Origin of the sequence: Caballeronia sp. SBC1, from assembly GCF_011493005.1 — a bacterium.
In the GTDB taxonomy this organism is placed as follows: Bacteria; Pseudomonadota; Gammaproteobacteria; order Burkholderiales; family Burkholderiaceae; genus Caballeronia.
In genome coordinates this window covers 1,685,019-1,706,303 of sequence record NZ_CP049157.1, presented here as the reverse complement: position 1 = coordinate 1,706,303, position 21,285 = coordinate 1,685,019, and the positions used below count along the sequence as shown (strand labels likewise).

Genomic DNA, 21,285 nt, shown 5'->3' with positions numbered 1-21,285 from the left:
GAACTGAGCCAAGTTTGCAATCGGCCCGAGTACAGTCTCTTCGGACAGGTGCAAAACTTGCCCATGCATTGAAGCTACGAAAACCGGACAGCACGAAAAACATGCCGGGTAGTCGCGATACCGGTATAGGTAGCGGACTGGTTGAGTCACCGCTCACACCGTACGATCCGGATGGAAGCCGGCTTGCTTCCTCACCTTGCGTCAGGCGGTTGCTCCGGCCCTCAAGAAGTCGCGAGACAACCCTCAACCGCCCACGCTGACCCGGACAGAATGATGGACAAACAAACGGCAAGCGCACGTCACGACACTCCTCCGGAAGCGGAGGAGTTCACCCACTGGCGGCGCAATCTCATCGTCTGCGTATTTGGTTCGTTTACGACCATTGTGGCAATGACACTCATGTTGCCGTTCTTGCCGCTTTACGTGGAGCAACTCGGCGTCAAGGATCACGCCGCGATAGTCCAGTGGTCCGGCGTCGCTTACGGCGCAACGTTTTTCACCGCCGCACTGACCGCCCCACTTTGGGGACGGCTTGCCGACCTCTACGGCCGCAAGCCGATGCTGATCCGCGCCAGCCTCGGCATGGCCATCATCATGTCCTTGATGGGGATGGCACATAACGTCTGGCAACTCGTTGGCCTCAGGCTTCTCGCAGGCTTGCTCGGCGGCTTTGCGTCGGGCTCCACCGTGCTGGTCGCTACCCAGACACCGAAAGACCGATGCGGCTGGGCACTCGGCGTACTGTCTTCCGGCATCATGGCCGGCAATCTGGTCGGCCCGATTATTGGTGGATCACTGCCGCCGCTGATCGGAATACGGTCGACCTTTCTCGCCTCGGGCGCCCTTATTTTCATGACGTTCCTGGCGACCGTCTTCTTCGTCAAGAACGAGCGTCACCCGGGCTTGAACAAGAAGGGGAAGCGGCGTGGCAGCTGGGCTGAGATCGCAGACAAGCGGCCGACTGTCGCCATGCTCGTGACCGGCATGCTCCTGATGTTGGCGAACATGTCGATCGAGCCAATTATCACCGTCTACGTGGCGCAAGTAGTCGATGCGCACCAAGTCACGTTTGTCGCGGGACTGGTGATGTCGGCGGCGGCATTGGGCAGCATTCTCTCGGCCTCGTACCTGGGTAAGCTCGCCGATCGCATGGGGCATTGGAACGTCATTATCGGCTGCCTTGCGGTCGCGGGCATCCTGCTGATCCCGCAGGCGTTCGTCACACAGGGCTGGCAATTAGTGGTTCTGCGATTCCTGATGGGCCTCGCCCTCGGCGGACTGCTGCCTTGCGTTGCAAGCGTGATCCGGCACAACGTGCCGGCGTCGGTAGCAGGCAATATGCTCGGTTATTCAACGTCTGCCCAATATACCGGGCAGGTTGTAGGACCGCTTGCCGGCGGTTTCGTCGGAGGACATTTCGGCATGCGGGAAGTGTTTTTCGGCACGTCGGCATTGATGATCGCGGGCGCAGTCTATAACTGGATTCTCAGGACAACCGTTGTCGGCAAAACCCCTAACCCGCCGCTAAGCGGTGCGGTCGAGCAAGCCGCCAAGGACCGCTGATCGCCACGCTGATTGCCACATTGACTAGCGACCTCGGTCGGCGAGTGCGCTGCGCTTCGGACCCCGAACCCACCGAGCGCCCGGAAGCAGTTCCATGCCGACAAACGCCTTGTTTGCCGCTTCGCTCATTCCCCATGCCACAATCACAGCCAGCGCGTCCGTGAAATGCGGCTGCGTGACATCTTCCATTGCAATCTTCTGTGCCCGTGCTTCGGAGAAATTCGGACGTATCGGCAATACCTCTGGATCGTTAACCGTTTGAGGTCTGCATGGAGCTGCGACAACTCCGTTATTTCATTGCGGTAGCCGAAGAAATGAACATCACGCGCGCGGCCGGTCGTCTTAACATGACGCAACCGCCGCTTAGCCGGCAGATTCAGCAGATCGAGGAAAGTGTCGGATTGCCGTTGTTCGAACACGGCTCGCGGCCTTTGCGCCTGACAGAAGCGGGCCGCGTTTTCTACGCGCAGGCAAAGCGCCTGATTGACGAAAGCGACGAACTCGTTCCGCTCACACGCAGGCTCGCGCAACTGGCGGAACGCATTGTGATCGGCTTTGTGCCGTCCACGCTGTATGGCGCGCTACCGCAGGTAATCCGTGCATTTCGCGAGGCCGCTCCGCAGATCGAATTATCGCTGATCGAGATGTTCACGCTTGAACAACTCGGCGCTTTAAAGGGTGGACGAATCGATGTCGGCTTTGGACGCCTGCGTTTTGACGACGTGCAACTGACGCGCGAAGTACTCGTCGAGGAACGGATGATTGCCGCGCTGCCAGAAGATCATCCGTTAGCGGACGCTTCGGTGGAATTGACGCTGGAGGACATGGCACGCGAGACCCTGATTGTGTATCCGAGTTCACCGCGACCGAGTTATGCGGACCAGCAGTTATCCGCACTGCGCGATCGTGCGCTTGAACCTGCCGCCGTCCACGAAGTCCGGGAGTTGCAGACAGCGCTTGGGCTCGTTGCGGCGCGAGTGGGGGTGTCGCTGGTACCGGAGAGCGTTGACGGTTTGAGAGTGCATGGCGTCGTCTACCGGCACCTGCCCGAACCAGGCCCCACGTCGCCAATCATCATGAGCCGCCGCCTTCAGGATGAAGGGCAGACGACGGCCCTTTTCTGTTCCATCGCGCGTGATCTGTTCCGCCGCAGCCAGGCTTTTACAAGCCGCTAGTCAACACGCTGTCCGCCGTTGACTAGCAGACCGGGAATGATCGGTGCACTAAAAAAAGTCCCATCCGGGCGGGATGGGACTTGGAAGCACGACGAGGATGACTTCGTCGCGGGACACACCCTCGGAAGGGTGATGCTAGTGTCTCCGCATTCGCGTCGAAAGGAAATAATGTCAGCCCAGATCTGACAACATTTAACGATCTGCACAGCGAGACTGAGCACCTTGGAGATCCGTGAAGATGTGCCGGGCGCCCGCCCGCTACTTTGCGGACAGACAGAATGGTCATGAGCGCGGTCACGAGGACTGACTCCATTCGCCACGCGAAGCCGGCTAAACCCTGGCCGCAAGAAGCCCGATCAATGTGCCACGTCTAGCAAGGGCATGGATGGCAACGTGATCAGGAAACGCGCACCGCCCGAAGCGGACTCTTCCAGCCGTACCTCGCCGCCATGCACGAGCGCGACGCGACGCACAATCGCGAGGCCGAGCCCGAAGCCGCCGGTGTGCCGGTCGCGGCTTGCGTCCAGCCGGTGAAACGGTTCGAAGATACGCGCCCGCTCTGCAACGGGAATGCCCGGACCGTCGTCGTCAACAATTAGCACGAGCGCGCCCGCCGGCCCCAGGCAAGCGCTCAGCGAAATAGCGTGCTGCGCGTAGCGGGTGCTGTTGCGGATCAGATTCAACAATGCCCTCGCGACCAGCTTGGGATCGCAGACGTGGCTCGCAGGCGCCCCGGCCGCCGTAACGGAGAGGTTAAGCGCACGGTCGGCGACGTCGTTGGCCATGCTCGCCGCGACGCTGTCCAGCAGTTCGCCCACTGACACTCGCATAGGGACCATATATCCCGCGCCCTGTTCGAGCCGGCTCAACGTAAGCAGCTCCGTGACGAGTTCATCGAGTTCACGCACGTCGCGGCGCAGCGCAAGTTGCCGTTCGCGCTGCCGTTCAGGGGATTCCGGCGACTGCAAGAGCGCCAGGCCGAATTCGAGCCGCGCAAGAGGTGTTTTCAGCTCATGCGAAATGCCGTGCATCATGTCGCGCTGATGCAGGATCGACGCTTCTATCTGTCCTGCCATTTCATTGAACTGCTTTGAAAGATCGTAGATATTCGATTTCTTCGACAACTCCGCGCGGGTCGACAATTCCCCTTTGCCAAACGAGCGCGCAGCGGCCTCGAGCTTCCTCAAGTCTCGCCAGTGATAGTGAATCCACAGGACAACAGATAAAAGTGTTGCGAGCGCGACGAGAGCATAGGCCAGCGCCTTGATGTCCAGGTTGCCGGGTTCATCGGGATGGGCGTGGACGATCGTGCCGTCGGGCAACGGCAAGTAGTAGTCCTTGGCATCCATGCTGAGCACCAGCTTGCCATCGCGAAGGTCGCGCAACTGCTCGTCGTCTAGAAGAGGGATCGCGTCTTTCATCGTGAGGAGACTGAAACCCTCTTCACCATGTTTTTGCAGTTCAGCCAGCGCAGCTGCTCGTTGCTCGCCGGGATGCCGTTCCAGGTAGTCGGTCAGCACGAACGCATACGCTTTTACGCTCTCGCGCACGTTCTCGGTGACCCGCTCATGGAACAGTTGCGAGAACGATTGATCGACGAACACAATAGCCAGGCCGCCGCCCAGCAGCACGATCAGATACAGGCGGATCAGGGAGCGCAGCATTCAATCCTCCCACGCCGACGGGCTGAACAGATAACCGCGGCCCCAGATCGTCTTGATCTTGTGCGGCTCCGGCGACGCGTCTTCGAAGCGACGTCGCAGCCGCGAGATACCGGAGTCGACGGTACGGTCCAGTCCGTCGAATTCGATGCCGCGCAATTGCTTGAGGATATCGTCGCGGCTCAGCACGGTGCCGGCAGCGCGCGCGAGAATCACCAGCAGGTTGAACTCGGCTGTCTTCAGGTCGATGTCCTGGCCGCGCCACGTCACGGTGCGGTTCGGCGGCGAGATCACCAGTTCACCGAACGTAAGCGTGTCGGCAGTGCCGACACCCGCGGCCGGTGTCATGACTTCCTCAGCGGGCTGCGACCGCCTGAGCAACGCGCGTGCACGCGCCACCAGCACACGCGGTTCTATCGGCTTGACCACATAGTCGTCCGCACCGGTTTCGAGTCCCGCGACCTGGTCGAAGACATCGACGCGAGCAGTCAGGATCAACACCGGCACGCTCGAAAAACCCCGGATGCGCCGGCACACTTCCATGCCATCCATGTTGGGCAGCATCAGGTCGAGAATCACCAGCGCCGGTTTATGCTCGCGCACGGCAGCCACCGCAGTGTCGCCACGCCGCACGATAGTCACGGCAAATTCATAGCCATCCAGATACTCCGCGATCAGTTGCGCGAGGCGATCGTCGTCCTCGATCAGCAACACGTTGTACTTGGGTGAGACCTCGTTCATTGTTCTTCTCCGCACTTGCACACTAACAGCCGCCGATTCTATCCTCGCGCGCGTATGGCGGGGCCCGGCGCAACACTCGCGGACACTTGAACACAATTCAGCACAATTTCGCTCAACTTCAAAACAGACACCGGTCAACCGCGTCCCTAGACTGCGGCTTCACTCCTAAAAAAAGACCTGACCGTGCGCAAACGCCTCTCCTACTTGTGTCTCCCGCTGCTTGGCCTGACGTGTTCCACCATGGCATACGCCGAGAATTTCTATACCTTCGGCCTGGGTACGGGTGTCGCGCCGCGATACCTCGGCAGCAAGGACTACCGTGGCCTGGTCGCTCCGGTCTTCTCGGCCGAATTTTCCAACGGCTTTTTCATCAGCCCGTTTGAAGGCGCCGGCTACAAGAAGACCTTCGCCAACGGCATGTTCGTCTCGACCGCGCTCGACTATGACTTCGGCCGCAGCGACAGCAATCGCGCCGACCTGCCCGGCTCGAACTACCTGAAGGGCATGGGCCGCATTCCCGGCTCGCTGATGATGCACTTCCAGGTCGGAGCCACGGTGTTCGGCGACACGACCATCAGCGTGACGCTCGACCAGCCGATCACGCACACCACGCGCGGCATCAGCGGGCATTTCGACGTCACTCAGCCTGTTCTGCATACGGCCACCAACGACATCAGCATCACGGGCAGCCTGCACGCCGGCAGCGGCCGCTATACGCAGACCTTCTTCGGCGTCACCGAAGCGCAGTCCGCAAGCAGTGGCTTCCGTCCTTACTCGGTCAAGGCCGGCATCGATCAAGCAACCGTCTCGGCCGCGTGGACCTATTCGTTTACGCCGAAATGGTCGGTACGGACATCGGGAGGCGTGACGCGGATTCTCGGTTCGTCCGCGGACAGCCTGATCGTGCAAAAGAAGAACGCTTTTTTCGCGCTGTCAGCAGTGACTTATCGATATTAAGCGCGCGGTATTAAGCGCGGCATTTTGCGGCAACCATTTGCTCACCGCCGCCGTTAGCCCGCTGTTAGCCCCTACTCAACTTTGCTTCTGAACGGAGAACGCTATGTTTGCATGGCAAACCCCTCTGTCCACCGCCTGGCAAGACAGCCTCACGTCGTCTACGCGCATGCATGTGGTCGGCATCGACCGACTGGTGCTGACCGGCGCTACCGGTTTTATCGGCGGCACGGTGCTGGTGACGCTCATGAATGCCGGTCTGATCGAACGTCTCGTGTGTCTCGTGCGAGCGGCGAACGCGGCCGAGGCGCTGACTCGCCTGCGTGCTTCCGCCATACGTTGCGGCCTGCCGCACGTCCGCGCACAAAGACTGACGGAGGCGAACGTAATCGTAGGCGACCTGGGCGGCGATTTTACGGAAGCGGACCTCGCGCGGCTGACAGAAGCGTCGCATGTGATCAACTGCGCGGCCATGGCGTCGTTCTCCATGAACCCGCAAGTACTCGATATCAACGTGCGCGACACGTTGCGTTTCGCATCGCACTTTGCGGGCAGCCGGGTGCTGCGGCGTTTCCTGCACGTCAGCACGGCCATGGCCTGTGGTACGCAATGCAGTCCGGTCGTGCCGGAGTCCGCATTCGGTTATAACGAAAACGAAAACCGGAACGATGGCGAGACGAACCACCTCGTGCCCTATACGCAAAGCAAGCGCGATGTAGAACGGCTCCTGCGTATCTATTACCCGTCGCTGCCGGTGGTGGTGGTGCGGCCATCTATAGTCGTCGGACATACGGTGCTGGGCACGTTGCCGTCGCCGAGCATTTTCTGGGTGTTTCGCGTGGTGCATGCCGCGAGGCGCTTCAGCGCAAAGGCAATGACCCGGCTGGATGTGGTCTCAGTCGACGATTGCGCCCGCGCACTGGCTTTGCTCGCCGTCAAACCGAAGCTGGCGTTCGATACGTACCACGTGTCAGCCGGATCGGAGGCGCCGACCATTGGCCAGATTATTGGCGCGATGGATGAGGCCACGGGTATATCGGGGAAACGCTACTCCATCTGCGCACCGCGCGATTTCCGCAGGATCGCGTGCGAGGTGGTCGGGCGTCAGCACTCGGGCGCAGCGCGGCTGATCGAACATGCGCTGGGCCTCTACGCAGGGTTCGCCAATCTGGACTACCAGTTCGATAACCGCCGCCTGCGGGACGAGATCGGCTTCGAGCCCTTGCCGTTTATCGACTATGTCAGTGAATGCGTGCGGACGTCGCGCGGCATTGGGATCGTCGAGCAGATGCGCTGGGACTTTAAGTAAGCCGCGCGAGCAAGCCGCGCAACCAAGCCCCACGAGTAAACCAAGCGCACGCGTTTTCTTCGTCGCACGAAGTACCGGAGCCTCCTGACAGGACGCCCCGGTTCTTTTACTGCCATTGAACGCGTGATGCGTCCCTGATCAACCCTTGTTTCCGGCCAGTGCGCCCGCACTGTTGGCCCCGCCGAACAACGCGGTCAGATAGCTCGCATTGCTGCTCATATGCGCCATCAGCGTGTTGAGTGCAGTGAACTGCGCGTTGTAGCTATTCGTCAGTTGCGTGGCGAATGCATCGAGCTTCGTGCCCTGGACCTTGATGTTGTCGAGATCCTTGTTGATCGACGTTGTCCTTGCATCGAGTAAACCATCTTTCTTGAGAAAGGTCGTGAGGGTTTTGTTCATCTCCGCGCCCAGGCCGGTGCTCGAATTGAACAACGCGTTGACCGTGCCGGGCTTGTTGGTCAGCGCGGCGTTCAACGCGGTGTCGTCGATCTTCAAGGTGCCGTCCTGCTTCAGCTCAATACCGATAGACCCCAGGTTCGCCATTCCCTTGGTCTCGCCCGCTGCCGTCGGGACGCCCTTGGCAATCAAAGTTGCCAGCGCGTTCTTGACGGTGTTCATCATCGAGTCGCCGAGCAATGGACCGCCTTGCGAACCCTTGGGTTGCGACTTGTCGAAAGAAGTCAGCGACGCAGCCATGCCGACGAAGTTGTTATAGGCGGTGACGAAGGCCTTGATCGAAGTCTGCTGGGCGGTCGTGTCGGAGGTGATGCTCAGTGTCTGGGTCGTGCCCACGGACTCGGAGCTCAGGTTGATCGACAACCCCGCAATGGCCGATGTCACGCTGTTGCTCGGGCTGCTCACTTCCGTGCCGGCCACCGTCAGCAACGCGTCCTTGCCAGCCGCGGTTTGCTTCCAGTTCGCCGATGTCTCGATGGTCGTGTAAGGCGCTACAGTCTTGCTTGGGTCCGAGGGATCGACGGTCGATGTGGACGAGCTGACGTTGAGCTTCAATAACCCGGTGTTGTCGTCCGAGCCGGTCGGCGTGACCTCCAGCGAGATACCGTTCGCCACGCCCGTGGTCGACGAGTGCAGCACGAGATGCGCGCCGTCCGTACCCGTGATCACCGTTGCGCTCACGCCCGGATTGCCGGCGGCGGAATTGATCGCGGCGGCAATGCCGCTCAGCGTGTTGTTCGACGAATCGATCTTGATCGAAACGTCCGAACCACCCACGGAGAGTTTCAACGTGCCAGTACCGAGCGCGTCCTTCGCACCGAACGCGCCTGAGGTGATACTTTGCGATGTCGCGATGTTGGTGACCTGGATCGCATAGCTGCCCGTTGTGGCGCCCTTGCCGGCAGTGGCCGTGAGGCCCTTGCCGTCGGCCTTGGCAGTGACGGCGGATAACGCGGTGCCATCGGACAGCGCTGCCAGCGAGCTTTGCAGCAGCGACATGACCGATTTCAACGAACCGACAGCGGTCAGCTGGGAAGTGCTGGTCTTCTGTTTTGCCGAGTTAACCGCGTTCAATCCGGCAACCCGTGCGTTGACGATAGCCGCGACAAGCGCGGGTACGTCGGTATTCTTGCCGGTCGAGCCGTTGATTAGAGATTGTCCCGCGGACTTGATTGCGTCAGACATAGAAACTGGCACTCCCCTTGTGTCATGGCTTTGAACCGTGGCTTCAAATTGGCTCTCATTCGCTCATTTCGCGTGTTGCGTTGCCCGTGCAGCTGAACGGCGCCGCATGTTACGTAATGTTACTATTAATTACCCATATATTACGGTACGCCGACAAAATACTTTAGAAGAGTTTTCGTCAATTTGTCAGATGATTTTGGAATTCCATGATTTGAAGGGATATAGAATCGGAACAGATTGGTGAGGATTGGCGACCCCATCAAGGCATCTCGCGCTGTCACAGCCGCCGTAAAAAAACAAAAAATCGTGCGACGGATTTTCCTGGAGCCCGCGTTTAAGCACTCGATAGCACCTGCATCGAGCGTCTTTTCTCTCCTCAAAGGAACCGTTATGAAAGCACTGAAAAAACGGGCTTCGCCCACGTTCGCGGTCAAGGCCGTTTTGGCCGTCGTCACCGCCCTGGCCGCGCTGACCAGCGTGTCGGCATTCGCGCAAGAGGTGCTCATCGCCCCGTCCGCGCCGCCGCCAATGCGCACGGAAGTCGTCCCCCCAGCGCGTCCCGGTTATGTGTGGGACGGCGGCCACTGGCGCTGGGCCGGCCGCGGTTACGAATGGGTGCCGGGCCACTGGCGGCCGGTCCGGGTCGGCGCACATTGGGTTCCGGGTCACTGGGTGCAACGCGGACCGAACTGGCGCTGGATCGAGGGTCACTGGGCGCGCTAAAGCGGGCACAGACGCTTTCATCGCGGGTGACCTTCGGGTTACCCGCATGCCACCCTCTTCAGGCTAAGGCAGACACTCATGCTTAAAACTCTAGTCGCCATTGCGTTTGCGGCCGCGGCACTTTCCGCGTGTGTCGTTTATCCCGCGCGGCCGGCTTATTATCGGCCGGCGGTTGTCGTGTACTGAGCATTTCCCACGCTGGCGCGCCGGGCCTCAGACCCACCCGGCGCAGGCTGTTGAACATGTGCTGCGAGATCAACCACATTGAACCAAGAAGACCCGGACGCGGAGTTGCTAGCCCGTATCGATGGCAGGGAGCCCGGAGCGGTTCGCGAGATGGTCGCGCGCAAACTGCCGCGGCTGCTCGCGCTCGCGACCCGGATGCTGGGAGACCGTGACGAGGCGAGCGACGTGGCACAGGAAGCGTTCGTGCGGATCTGGAAGCAGGCATCACGCTGGCAGCGTGGTCAGGCGCGCTTCGACACCTGGCTGCACCGCGTGGCGCTCAACCTGTGTTATGACCGCTTGCGGCGCCGTCAGGATGTCATCTCCGATGACGACGCGCCCGAGCCCGTCGATCAGGCGCCACTGCCGGAAGATCAACTCGACGAGTCCGCGCGCAGTGAGCGCATTGCCGCCGCGCTTGCCGAATTACCGGCCCGCCAGCGCGAGGCACTGGTATTGCAGTACTACCAGGACCTGCCGAACATCGAGGCCGCGGCTTTGATGGGCATCAGCGTCGAAGCGCTGGAAAGCCTGCTCTCGCGCGCACGCCGCACGTTGCGCAGCCGTCTTGCCGGCGAACGCGGCGAGCACGTCTTTGGAAAGGAACGCCGATGACCCCCGAACGCTTTCGCCGCCTCACCGAGGCTTATGGCGCCATGCCGGAACACTGGCCGGCCGCCGAACGCGCAGAAGCCAAAGCGCTGCTCGCTCAACGTGACCCGGCCGCGTTAGCCGCGCTAGCCGACGCTCGTTCACTCGACCTCGTGCTGTCGAGGCACGTCGTTGCCGCGCCCGAATCGGATCTGGTCCGGCGCGTCCTGGCGTCCGCACCGTTGGCGCAGCCACGTCAGGAACCTGCGTGGAAACGGCCGCACTGGTGGCTCTCGGGCGCGGGTCTCGTGGGCGTGGGCGTGGCGGGAATCGCGGCGGGCGTGCTGGCTATTTCGTTGACCGGGTCTTTCTACAACACGCCGGCGAACCCGCCGAGCCTCTTCGATCAAACCGGTGAAAGCACCGTATTTAGCAGCGCGACGGCCGACTGGAGCGACCAATGACCATGCCGACAACCCGGCTCAAGACACTCCTGATCGTGTCGCTCGTGCTCAACATTTTCCTGCTTGGTGCAATAGCGGGCGGGACGTATCGATGGGTGGCGAAGCAGAAGGCCGAGGTGCTCGCGCAGCAACGCGGCCTGCGTTTCGCCGCAGCCGAATTGCCCACGGAGCGCCAGGACCAGTTGCGCGAGGCACTGCGGCAGACACGCCGTGAAAGCCTTCAGCAGATCATAGGTGCGCGCTCGGGTCGACTCGATGTCGTGCAGGCGCTCGCTGCACCGCAATTCGATCGCGCCACGCTCGACGCAGCGCTCGCCCGCACGCGCGAGGCTGACGTTGCCGTGCGTGCACGAGTCGAAGCGACGGTGGCTAACTTCGCCGGCACGCTGACGCCGGATGAACGACTCAAGCTCGTCGATGCGCTGGAGCGCCACGGCCCGCTGCATGTGGGGCCGTCGCCAAAAAAATAAACTGGCCGGACACCGACGGATTCACGCGGCCCCGCCGTTCAAGCTACATAGCAACTCAATTCGTGGGAACAGCCATGGCTGACGTGACACCAGGTACCTCCGTTACATCCGTGGTTACATCCGTGACCCCTGCCGCGATCGCATTAAATCGCTTCGGACTGGGCGCCCGCGCAGGTGAGGCGGCGCCGTCCGATCCGAAGGGCTGGCTCAAAAGCCAGCTCTCGGGCGCAAGCTATCAGGCAATGCCGCAAGCGTTAGGAGACCAACCTACAAGCACCGCGCTCGCAGCCGAATTCGCCGATCGCCAGAACGCGATCCGCAACGCCGGCGCCGACGACAAACAAGCGGTGCGTAAGTCCTATAACGAGAAACTCCGCGATATCTATCGCTCAGCCGTCAACGCGCGATTCGTAAGCGCGCTGCAAACGCCCACGCCGTTTGTGGAGCGGCTGGTGGCTTTCTGGTCGAACCATTTTGCGGTATCGGTAGAAAAACCGCCCGTGGCCATGCTTGCAGGCTCGTTCGAAGCTGAAGCCATCCGCCCGCATGTACTTGGGCGTTTCGAGGACATGCTGGTCGCGGTCGAACGTCATCCAGCCATGCAGATTTTCCTCGATCAGGCGCGCTCGGTCGGCCCCGATAGCCCAGCGGCTGAACGCGCCGCCATGCGCCATCCTGACCGCAAGCCTGGCCTGAATGAGAACCTGGCCCGCGAGATCATGGAGCTGCATACGCTTGGCGTGCGCAGCGGTTACGACCAAAACGACGTAACCGAGTTCGCCCGTGCGCTGACGGGCTGGAGCATCGGCGCAATGGGCGGCATGGGCGCAGGCGCCCAGCGTAATGACGCTGCCGCGCCCGGCCAATTCGTGTTTCGCCAGCCTCTGCACGAGCCGGGCACCCGCACGATCATGAACCGGCAATACGATCAGCCCGGCGAGCAGCAAGCGCTTGCCGTACTGCACGATCTGGCTGCCTCGCCCGCAACCGCGCAGCACATTGCGGGCAAGCTCGCCCGGCATTTCGTCTCCGATACCCCGCCGCCCGCGCTGGTCGATCGCCTGGCCAGCGTGTTCAGCGCGACGAACGGAGACTTGCCCAGCGTGTACCAGGTGTTGATCGATTCACGTGAAGCATGGTCGCCGGTGGATGCCAAGTTCAAGACGCCGTGGGACTGGACGGTATCGTCGCTACGGGGACTGGGCTTCAACAATCTAGGCAACACGCAGATCGCGCCCTTGCTGACACAACTCGGCCAGCCCGTGTGGCGGCCGGGATCGCCCGCAGGCTACGACGACATTGCCGCAAGCTGGGCGGCACCCGACGCGCTCGTGCGCCGGGTGGAACTGGCGCAGCGTTTTGCATCACGCGTAGGCGATACGCTGGACGCGCGCACACTCGGCGACCAGTTGCTCGCGGGTTCGCTAAGTAATGCTACGGCGTCCGAACTATCCAGGGCGGAAAGCGCACCGACCGCGCTCGCGCTGCTGCTGGTTTCCCCCGATTTCCAAAGGAGATAAAACAATGACCACGCGTCGGAATTTCTTGTGGTGCGCCGGTGCGGGTGTCGGTGCAATGCTGATTGGGTCCCGCATGGCGTTCGCTTCGGTGGAGTCGGACCGGCGATTTGTCTTTGTGATCCAGCGTGGCGCCGCCGATGGTCTCAACATTGTGGTGCCGTATGCCGATCCCGCTTATGCAAGCCTGCGCGGAGGGCTTGCTATTGATCCATCGACGGCAACGAAGCTCGACGGTACGTTCGCGCTGCATCCGTCGCTTGTCGAGACGGCAAAGATGTACGCCGCCCAGCAGGCGTTGTTCGTGCATGCGGTTGCATCGCCGTACCGCGATCGCTCGCACTTCGACGGCCAGAACGTGCTCGAAACTGGCGGCACCGCGCCCTATCAAATCAAGGATGGCTGGCTGAACCGGCTGGCGTCGATGCTGCCTGTCTCGAAGGCCAACGCGATCGCGCTGGCACCCACTGTGCCACTGGCGTTGCGCGGCCCTGCGGAGGTGACGTCGTACGCGCCGTCCGCGCTGCCGCAGGCACCCGACGATCTGCTCGTGCGCGTTTCGCAACTCTATGCCGGCGACCCACAGCTTCATGCTCTCTGGAGTTCCGCAATGGATGCTCGCGGGCTCGCCGCCGATGCCGGCGCGCGTCAGGACCCCGCGAGCCTCGGCAAGCTCGCGGCGAGTTTCCTCGGCCGCAGCGACGGACCGCGCATTGCGATGATCGAGACTGGCGGCTGGGATACGCATAGCGGACAAAACCAGCGGCTGGGGGCGCAACTGAAGGCGCTCGACACCATGATGGCGTCCATGCGCGATGGTCTCGGCGAGCATTGGGCGAACACGACCGTCCTGGTTGCGACCGAGTTCGGGCGCATGGCTGCGGCGAATGGAACGGGCGGCACGGATCACGGAACGGCGTCAGCCGCGATGCTGCTAGGTGGCGCGGTTCAAGGCGGCCGCGTTCTTGCAGACTGGCCGGGGCTGGCGCCGTCGGCGTTGTATCAGGGGCGGGATTTGCGGCCCACGCTCGGGCTCGACAGCCTGATTGCGGCTGCCGCTGGAGAAACGTTCGGCCTCGACCCGGTTCACGTCAGGGCAACTCTTTTTACGCAGAAGACCGCTAGCCCGATGTCCAGCCGATTGCTGCGCACGTAGGTACACGGACTGGCAAGCTGTCGCGGATTCAGTTTAACCAGGGAGAATTAAATAATGAAACACCTATTTAGCATTGCAGTCCTTAGCATCATGCTCACGGCTTGCGTAGTAGAACCCGCACGTCCGCCGCGCCCCGAGCCGCTTGTTGAAGTGGTGCCGGCGCAACCGGCGCCGGGCTACCACTGGGTGAAAGGACACTACAAGTGGGAGGGTAATCAGTGGGTATGGGTGCGCGGGCATTGGGCTGCGTACTGATTCAGCCTCGGACGGTTGTTGGGACGGTTGTTGTTCCGGCTTGAACGCACATGGCCGTCCCTATCCTGCGAACCTGGGCTCGGGCAAGCCTTTTACGCCCAGTCCCGTGATGGCGAACAACCCACCCTTGTCGCGTTCCTTCTGCGGGATGCCCCACATCGGCCGGCCCATGGTCGTGACGAACAAGATGTCCAGGTCGGGACCGCCGAACATCACGCTCGTCAGATTGCGTACAGGAAACTCCACCACGCGATCAAGCTTGCCGTCCGGCGCGAATCGCAAGATCCGTCCGCCAAACACGAGCGCCGACCAGAGATAGCCCTCCGCATCGACCGTCGCGCCGTCGAACGTACCGGCCAAATCTCGCGCTGACGCAAACGCCCGCCGGTTCGCCACCGCGCCTGTCTCGATGTCGTAGTCGTACGCGTACATCTGCCTGTCGTAGGAATCGGTGAAATACAACGTGCGGTTGTCCGGGCTCCAGCACGGACCGTTCGAACAACTGATACCGCCGTCCAGACGCGTCACGGAACCATCCGGATCCAGCCGGTACAACGCATCGCTCCGGTTCGAACGCTGGCCGCGATCGGCGTCGTAACGATCGAAGTCATAGGCCATCGTGCCAGCGATAAACCGCCCTCTGCGGTCCACTTTACCGTCGTTGAAACGCGTCTCGGGGTCATCGCTTTCCGGGTCGGCAATGAGCTTGACCGTCTGCGTCTCGAAGTCGTAGAAATGCAGGCCGTTCGCAAGCGCGACCACAGCGCCGCCGCGTTCGCGCAACGCCATAGAACCAATGTGGCGAGGCACGAAATAACGCCGTATGTCGCTGCCGTCGGCGCGGCAACTGCTGATCTCGGCGGCGGTGCTGTCAATCCAGTAAAGGCGCTGTTCCTTCACATCCCACAGCGGTCCCTCGCCAAGATGATTGTTGGCATCGACGATCAGTCGGGTTTCGATCATGGCTGTCTCCGGTTATCAACTCTTGTCGTCATCGGACTTCGACGTCGCGCGGCGATGCGCCAGCAACGCCATCAGCCGCCGGTCACGCCAGCGGCTGCGGCTTTCTATTTCATCGAGCGGCAACACCTCCCGGCGCTCGGCATCGAGTCTCGCGATGCTGTCAGGCGACCAGTCGAACGGCACGCTGTCCTTCGCGAAGGAGCGGTACATCGCGCCATAACGCGCAGCGTAATCCGCCACGCCACCGGGCGCATTCAGGTCTATGGTTTCAAACGGCCCCATGAACGACCACCGCAGCCCGAGGCCGTCGCGCATCACGGTGTCGAGATCGGCGGCGCTTGCATAACCGCGTGCGTAGAGGCTCAATGCTTCGTCGAGAAGCACGCCTTGCAAGCGGTTCAGCAAGAAACCCGGAATCTCGCGCGCAACCGTCACCGGCTCCTGACCGGCCTCCTCGTACAGCGCACGCGCACGGGCCAGCGTGTCCGGCGATGTCCACGGTGCACCGCATAGCTCGACCAGCGGCACGAGCGAAGGCGGATTCACAGGATGCGCCACAAAGCACCGTGCGCGCCCCTTCAGTCCTTCAGTGAACGTGGAGGCAGGCAGGCCAGAGGTCGAACTGGCCAGCAGCGTGTCGGGTCGCGTCAGCTTGTCCAGCTCAGCAAACAATGTGCGCTTGACTTCCGCTATCTCCGCAATGTTCTCCTGGACCAGGTCGACATCGGTCACCGCGTCCGCGAGCTGTTCACATGTCGTGACACGCGACACGATCCGCTCTTCCGGCTCGTCGACCAGTCCGTACTTGCCGAGATCCAACACACTGCGGCGGATAGACGGAATCGCGCCGTCGAGCATCGCGCGGTCGGCGTCGTGAAGCCTGACCTCGAAACCCGCACGCGCGAACACGATCGCCCACGCGCGGCCTATCCGTCCCGATCCGATCACTGCAATGCGTCTGCTCATGGTGTGGCTCCATCGACGATCAAGCTTTTTTATCGCGCAACGTAATCACGGCAGCCAGAACAACGAGGCCGTTGATGATGTCGCGCACGGCTGGCGGCACAGTCGTACCGGCGAGCAGCGTGCCCAGCGCGGTCAGCAGCAACGCGCCGCCGAACACGCCGAGATAATGACCGCGGCCACCGGTGATCAACGCACCGCCCACGACGACCACCGCAATGGAAGGCAGCAGATACGGGTCGCCCATGCCGAGGAAAGCCTGGCTGCTGAAGCCGGCAAGCAACAGGCCCACCACGGCGGAACACAAACCTGAGAGGCAATACACCGCGATCAAGGTGGCGCCCACGCGCACACCCGACAGCTTCGCCGCCACCTGCGAATTGCCGACTGCATAGATGCGCCGCCCAAAAGCCGTGCGATGCAGCAGCAACAACGCCAATGCGAGGAACAACGGCACGCACCACGCGGCAAGCGACAAGGGACCCACGCGCCCGTTCGTGAAATCGCTTATCGCAGTCGGCGCCCAGCCTTGCGGCGAACCGTTGCAATAGATCAGCGTGATGCCCTGCAACAAGCCGTTGGCAGCCAGCGTGACTACGATTGGCGGCAAGCCCAGCACCACCACGCCCACACCGTTGAACACGCCAACAGCCAAGCCCGCGCACAGCACCAGCGGCACGGCCCACGTCGCGGCTTCGTTGACGCCATGCGTCAGCCCGGTCAACAACACGCCCGCCAGCGTGATGAGCCAGGGCACGGAAAGGTCAAGTCCACCTGTCAGGATCACGGCGCCTTGCCCAAGCCCCAGAACGGCCAGGAACAAGGTCAGCGTCAGCAAGCTCGTATAGAAGTTGGCGCTAACCAGGACACCCGGGCCATAGACCACGCCCGTGATCGCGATCACCGCGAAGAACAGCAGATACGCGGGCACGACGTACTTCACCCATGCTCGATTGCGTTCGATCCAGTCGCCCAGCACGCGGCCCTTGAGCTCCGTGTTTTCTATGGGGCGGAAGTTCTCCACTTCGAACTTCACGCGCCGCGCTCCCTGGTCATTGCGTGCGCGTGTTCCCGTGCTCCACGCCGTGAACCATCGTCCGGCGTAGCGCGCGCAATGATGCGCCGCCGACTGCTTGCCAACCGATGACCCGAGCACCGCCAGGATCAGGATCACGGCTTCGGCGATGGTCGTAAAGAACGCGGATACGTTGAGCACCAGCAGGATATTGACCGTGATCATCAGGGTCATTGCAGCGAACACCGTGCCCACGCAGCCGCCCCTTCCGCCACCAAGCCACGTGCCGCCCAGCACGACGGCCGTGAACATGGAGAGCAGCAACGGCCGGCCCACCAGCGGATCGGCAGAACCGGTCTGTGCCGATACATACAAGCCCGCTGCCGCGTAGAACATCCCGGCGAGTGCATAGGTCGCGATCCGGTAGCCTCTGACAGGCATGCCGTTCGCATAGGCGCCATCCGGGTCGCTACCGAGCGCATACAGGCCTACGCCGAAGCGCGTACGTTTGACGAAGGTCCAAACGAGCAGGGCAACGACCAGCACGGCCGCTGACATGGGGACTTTGTCGGGCACGAGATCGGAGGTGATGAAAGCACCGAACTGATCGCCGATGCTGCCGCCCGGTTTGTTCTGGATCAGTAGCGTCAAGCCCTGCACCATGAACATGGTGGCGAGCGTGACCACGATGGACTGCAGACGGAACCATGCGATCAGCGCGCCGTTGATCAGTCCAATGCCCCCGCCTATCGCAAGAATCAGCGCAACACCGCCCCATTGTTCGATCGGCGTCCCCTGCACGAAGCGCACGGCGAGCACGTTGGACAACGACACCACCGCCGACGCCGACAGGTCGAAACCGCCGCTTAGCACAACAATGGTCTGCCCGATCCCCGCGAGGGCGAGCGTGGCGCTGCTCGAGATCACGGAGCCGACGTCGTACATCCCGACCGGCGTGGCGGACAGCGACACCCACGTGATCATCATCGCGAGCAGCGCGCCGATCGCGATGATCAAGCCACGATAATGATCCACACGCGCCCGAAAACCAACGTGCGCACCGGGTCGCACGACCTCACTATCGGGCGACGCTATTGCAATTTTCATGATCGAACCTCTGATTGCTTGAACGAGCTTCAAGAGCCCGTCAACTTGAAAGCATCTTGCGCATCACGTTCTCTTCGGTGAGCGCTTCGCCGGCTAACTCCGCGACATTGCGCCCGCGATACACCACCGAGACCCGATCGCACACATTGACCAGTTCCGGGACGTCGGTGGAATAGAACAGCACGGAACCGCCGGCCGCTGCGAACGCACGCATCAGCACGAAGATCTGATGCTTGGTTCCCACGTCAACGCCACGCGTGGGGTCGAACATCAGCCACACGCGGCTTTGCGTCAGCAGCCATTTCGCCATGGCGATCTTCTGCTGGTTACCGCCCGAGAAAGAAAGACACGGCTTGTAGATCGCCCGCGGATTGACTTCCATTTGCGCGAGCGCCTGCTTGATGGCGGCCTGCTCGCGTTTCCTGTCGATCAGGCCGAAGCGCGAGAAGCGCTTGATCACCGGGAGCGAGACGTTCTCCCCGCCGGGCAGACGAAGGAACAGACCCTCGGTCTTGCGGTCTTCCGGCAGAAAACTCGTCGATACTCCGGCCTTCAACGAATCGGCGGTCGAGGTCAGCGTGACCGGTTTTCCATCGATCAGGATCTGACCCGCGTCGATAAACTCGGCACCGAACAGCGCCTCGAAAATTTCGCGCTGCCCCATGCCTTGCAGCGCTGCAATGCCATGCACTTCGCCTGCCTTGAGCGTGAGGTCGAAGTCGTTGACCACGCCGTCCACCTTGATGCTTCGTACTTCCATTGCCGGAGTCTGAAGCGTTGACGGGGTGGCCACTTTCGGCGGATATTTGGCGTCCATCGAACGGCCGATCACAAGACGGATGACTTCGTCGTCCGAGATCGAATCGGTATCGAAAGCGCCTACGTCACGGCCGTTTCTATACACGGTGAGGCTGTCGCAGAACTCGCGCACTTCCTGCATCCGGTGCGTGATGAACACAAAGGTCACCCCGCGCGCCTTCAATTCCTCGATGCGTCGCGACAACCACGCAACGTCACGCCCGGAGAGCGCGGACGTAGGTTCATCGAGTAGCAGCACTTCAGGCTGGCGGACCAGCGCCTTCGCAATCTCGATCTTCTGCCGCACTGGCAATGCAAGATCACGGATATACGCACCCGGGCGGATATCGCCCAGTTCGAGCCGGTCGAGCCATTGCGCAGCCTGCTTTTGCGATTCGTGTTGCCGAATTCGGCCAAACCAGCCGGTCGGTTCGTACGCCATCAGCAGGTTCTGCGCGACGGTCAAGTCCCGCACCAGTGTCATCTCCTGGAACGCCGTCTGCACACCCGCACGATGCGCGTCCTTGGGACCACGCATGCTCACGTTGCGGCCCATGATCGAGATGCTGCCCGCATCCGGCTGCATGAGACCGGACAACAGCTTGACGGTGGTCGACTTACCGGCGCCATTCTCGCCGAGCAGCGCATGAACGGCGCCGCGTTTGACGCGGAATGACGCGTTGTCGAGTGCGACAGTGGCACCGAACCGCTTCGTGACCTTCGAGAGATCGAGCGCCCATTCGTTGTTGCTCGTGTTGCCTGCTCCCATTGCTGTCATAGTCTCCGTCCCTGCACTCGACATGGCGTACTCCTCTACCCTTAATCCGGCTTGCCGGTCAGCGCCGCGTTGAAACCAACCTCGCTGGTCTCTGGCGAATAGATGTCCGCAAACCAGCCCGGCGGCACCTTGTCCGGCATGAACGCGGTGCACCCGCCCTTCAGTTCATCGATGGAACCCGTCGTGCACAGTTTCGATTGCGACGTCTCCACCAGCGGAAGCTTGAGCGTCACATGCGCCGGGAAATCCTTGCCGTCGAGCTTGTCCACGGCCATCTTCAGCGCGAGCGCACCGGAGTACGGCGGCGAACCATAAGAGATGGACCGGTAGCCAATCGAGCGATAGGCACCGTCGCCCTTCACCGTGCCGGGCGGCAACATCTGCACGCGATGACCGTTCGACGACTCACCCGCGCACGGCTTGATCTTGTCGTCCGCTATGCCGGCTTCGAGCTGCATGGATGCCGCCGTGAAGCAGCCTACCTGCATCCACAAGCCGTCGATCTTGTCCCAGCTATTGGTGGCCAGGATCTTCGACAACTCCGTCTTGGCCGTTGCCTGACTCCACATGCCCGTGCCTTCCGCCACGATCTTGATCCCCGGATACTTCGCGAACACGGCCTTGGCGGCCTCGGTGCGCGCGCGATCCACGGAGGTGCCCGGCACGCCGTTGATCAGCACGATGTTGCCCTTGCCGTTGATGGTCTTCGCGAGCCATTCAGCGGTGACGGTGCCTGCCTGCTTCTGGTCGATGGTCACGTTGTGGGCACATGGTTCGGTCACTTCGCCGTCATAGGCTGCCACCACTACACCCTTGGAACAGGCGTTCTTGATCGCGCGATTCAACGCGGTCGGCGAGATGGGGTAGATCACAATGGCCTTGGCGCCGGCCTGAACCATCGAGTTGATCTGCTGGATCTGTTTCTGTGCGTCGGTGCCGGCAACCTGTACTTCGAGGTCGACCTTGTCCTTCAGCCCCGGCGTGGCGGCCATGGCCTTGACCATGTTGGCCGCCTCGGTTTGCCAGTCATTGCCGACATAACTCATCGACAGAAAAATCTTGTATTTACCCGCTGCCGAGGCCTGTCCCGAGACGGCCAGCGTCGCGAGAAGCGCGGCGCCTAGCGCGAGCCGAGCCCCCCGACGGATGGTGTTCGTCAGTGCGTTCATGTCTTCCTCCAATCCTGCGTATGGTTATATGATCCGGTACTCTTCAA

20 protein-coding genes are annotated in these 21,285 nt (G+C 61.7%); 11 read left to right on the top strand and 9 right to left on the bottom strand.

Annotated features, from left to right (window positions below):
* Positions 1 to 273 precede the first annotated feature (273 nt).
* Positions 274 to 1,563 (top strand): MFS transporter, encoded by a 1,290-nt coding sequence (locus tag SBC1_RS25680; protein ID WP_165101656.1) that lies wholly within the window; start codon positions 274 to 276, stop codon positions 1,561 to 1,563.
* 24 nt (positions 1,564 to 1,587) lie between these two features.
* On the opposite strand, the gene SBC1_RS25675 is transcribed toward SBC1_RS25680, so the two are convergent.
* The gene (locus SBC1_RS25675) at positions 1,588 to 1,752 is read right to left on the bottom strand and encodes a hypothetical protein (protein ID WP_165101011.1); all 165 of its coding nucleotides are present in this window, start codon (positions 1,750 to 1,752) and stop codon (positions 1,588 to 1,590) included.
* 80 nt (positions 1,753 to 1,832) lie between these two features.
* Here SBC1_RS25675 and SBC1_RS25670 point away from each other — a divergent pair, with 80 nt between their 5' ends.
* A complete protein-coding gene (locus tag SBC1_RS25670; RefSeq protein ID WP_165101014.1) occupies positions 1,833 to 2,738 on the top strand; it encodes a LysR family transcriptional regulator in 906 nt (301 codons plus the stop codon).
* 356 nt (positions 2,739 to 3,094) lie between these two features.
* Here the strand turns inward: SBC1_RS25670 and SBC1_RS25665 are convergent, their stop codons facing one another.
* Both SBC1_RS25665 and SBC1_RS25660 read right to left on the bottom strand, forming a co-directional pair.
* Complete coding sequence (locus SBC1_RS25665; RefSeq protein ID WP_165101017.1) at positions 3,095 to 4,402, bottom strand: ATP-binding protein; 1,308 nt, start codon at positions 4,400 to 4,402, stop codon at positions 3,095 to 3,097.
* On the bottom strand, positions 4,403 to 5,140 hold the full coding sequence (locus SBC1_RS25660; protein ID WP_165101021.1) for a response regulator transcription factor: 738 nt from the start codon (positions 5,138 to 5,140) through the stop codon (positions 4,403 to 4,405).
* A gap of 240 nt (positions 5,141 to 5,380) precedes the next feature.
* On the opposite strand from SBC1_RS25660, the gene SBC1_RS25655 reads away from it, so the two are divergent.
* Both SBC1_RS25655 and SBC1_RS25650 read left to right on the top strand, forming a co-directional pair.
* Positions 5,381 to 6,097: a MipA/OmpV family protein gene (locus SBC1_RS25655; RefSeq protein WP_165101024.1), complete on the top strand. Its 717-nt coding sequence runs from the start codon at positions 5,381 to 5,383 to the stop codon at positions 6,095 to 6,097.
* Between the two features lie 103 nt (positions 6,098 to 6,200).
* Entirely contained in the window at positions 6,201 to 7,403 is a 1,203-nt protein-coding gene (locus tag SBC1_RS25650) for an SDR family oxidoreductase (protein WP_165101028.1), read from the top strand.
* A 138-nt stretch (positions 7,404 to 7,541) separates the two neighbouring features.
* On the opposite strand, the gene fliD is transcribed toward SBC1_RS25650, so the two are convergent.
* Positions 7,542 to 9,044 (bottom strand): flagellar filament capping protein FliD, encoded by a 1,503-nt coding sequence (gene fliD, locus SBC1_RS25645; RefSeq protein ID WP_165101032.1) that lies wholly within the window; start codon positions 9,042 to 9,044, stop codon positions 7,542 to 7,544.
* A gap of 390 nt (positions 9,045 to 9,434) precedes the next feature.
* Between fliD and SBC1_RS25640 the strand changes: the two genes are divergently transcribed.
* From SBC1_RS25640 to SBC1_RS25610, 7 genes are all read left to right on the top strand, one after another.
* On the top strand, positions 9,435 to 9,767 hold the full coding sequence (locus tag SBC1_RS25640) for a YXWGXW repeat-containing protein (RefSeq protein WP_165101035.1): 333 nt from the start codon (positions 9,435 to 9,437) through the stop codon (positions 9,765 to 9,767).
* Positions 9,768 to 10,031: 264 nt separating this feature from the next.
* Positions 10,032 to 10,607, top strand: coding sequence for an RNA polymerase sigma factor (locus tag SBC1_RS25635; RefSeq protein WP_165101038.1), 576 nt, complete (start codon positions 10,032 to 10,034; stop codon positions 10,605 to 10,607).
* Positions 10,604 to 11,047 carry a hypothetical protein gene (locus SBC1_RS25630; RefSeq protein ID WP_165101041.1) on the top strand — a complete coding sequence of 148 codons (444 nt, stop codon included), beginning with the start codon at positions 10,604 to 10,606 and terminating at the stop codon, positions 11,045 to 11,047. The genes SBC1_RS25635 and SBC1_RS25630 overlap by 4 nt, the downstream gene beginning before the upstream one ends.
* Complete coding sequence (locus SBC1_RS25625; RefSeq protein ID WP_165101045.1) at positions 11,044 to 11,517, top strand: periplasmic heavy metal sensor; 474 nt, start codon at positions 11,044 to 11,046, stop codon at positions 11,515 to 11,517. Before SBC1_RS25630 ends, SBC1_RS25625 begins: the two co-directional genes overlap by 4 nt.
* 74 nt (positions 11,518 to 11,591) lie before the next feature.
* A complete protein-coding gene (locus SBC1_RS25620) occupies positions 11,592 to 13,037 on the top strand; it encodes a DUF1800 family protein (protein ID WP_165101048.1) in 1,446 nt (481 codons plus the stop codon).
* A 4-nt stretch (positions 13,038 to 13,041) separates the two neighbouring features.
* Positions 13,042 to 14,190 carry a DUF1501 domain-containing protein gene (locus tag SBC1_RS25615; RefSeq protein WP_165101051.1) on the top strand — a complete coding sequence of 383 codons (1,149 nt, stop codon included), beginning with the start codon at positions 13,042 to 13,044 and terminating at the stop codon, positions 14,188 to 14,190.
* Positions 14,191 to 14,244: 54 nt separating this feature from the next.
* Positions 14,245 to 14,445: a YXWGXW repeat-containing protein gene (locus tag SBC1_RS25610; protein ID WP_165101056.1), complete on the top strand. Its 201-nt coding sequence runs from the start codon at positions 14,245 to 14,247 to the stop codon at positions 14,443 to 14,445.
* A 60-nt stretch (positions 14,446 to 14,505) separates the two neighbouring features.
* Here SBC1_RS25610 and SBC1_RS25605 read toward each other — a convergent pair whose 3' ends face one another.
* The 5 genes from SBC1_RS25605 to SBC1_RS25585 are packed head-to-tail and all read right to left on the bottom strand — an operon-like array spanning position 14,506 to position 21,238.
* Positions 14,506 to 15,408 (bottom strand): SMP-30/gluconolactonase/LRE family protein, encoded by a 903-nt coding sequence (locus SBC1_RS25605; protein WP_165101059.1) that lies wholly within the window; start codon positions 15,406 to 15,408, stop codon positions 14,506 to 14,508.
* Positions 15,409 to 15,423: 15 nt separating this feature from the next.
* Entirely contained in the window at positions 15,424 to 16,374 is a 951-nt protein-coding gene (locus tag SBC1_RS25600) for a 3-hydroxyacyl-CoA dehydrogenase (RefSeq protein ID WP_165101062.1), read from the bottom strand.
* A 19-nt stretch (positions 16,375 to 16,393) separates the two neighbouring features.
* The gene (locus tag SBC1_RS25595; RefSeq protein ID WP_165101066.1) at positions 16,394 to 18,493 is read right to left on the bottom strand and encodes an ABC transporter permease; all 2,100 of its coding nucleotides are present in this window, start codon (positions 18,491 to 18,493) and stop codon (positions 16,394 to 16,396) included.
* Between the two features lie 40 nt (positions 18,494 to 18,533).
* Complete coding sequence (locus tag SBC1_RS25590) at positions 18,534 to 20,060, bottom strand: sugar ABC transporter ATP-binding protein (protein ID WP_165101659.1); 1,527 nt, start codon at positions 20,058 to 20,060, stop codon at positions 18,534 to 18,536.
* Positions 20,061 to 20,110: 50 nt separating this feature from the next.
* A complete protein-coding gene (locus SBC1_RS25585) occupies positions 20,111 to 21,238 on the bottom strand; it encodes a sugar ABC transporter substrate-binding protein (protein WP_165101070.1) in 1,128 nt (375 codons plus the stop codon).
* Positions 21,239 to 21,285: the final 47 nt, after the last annotated feature.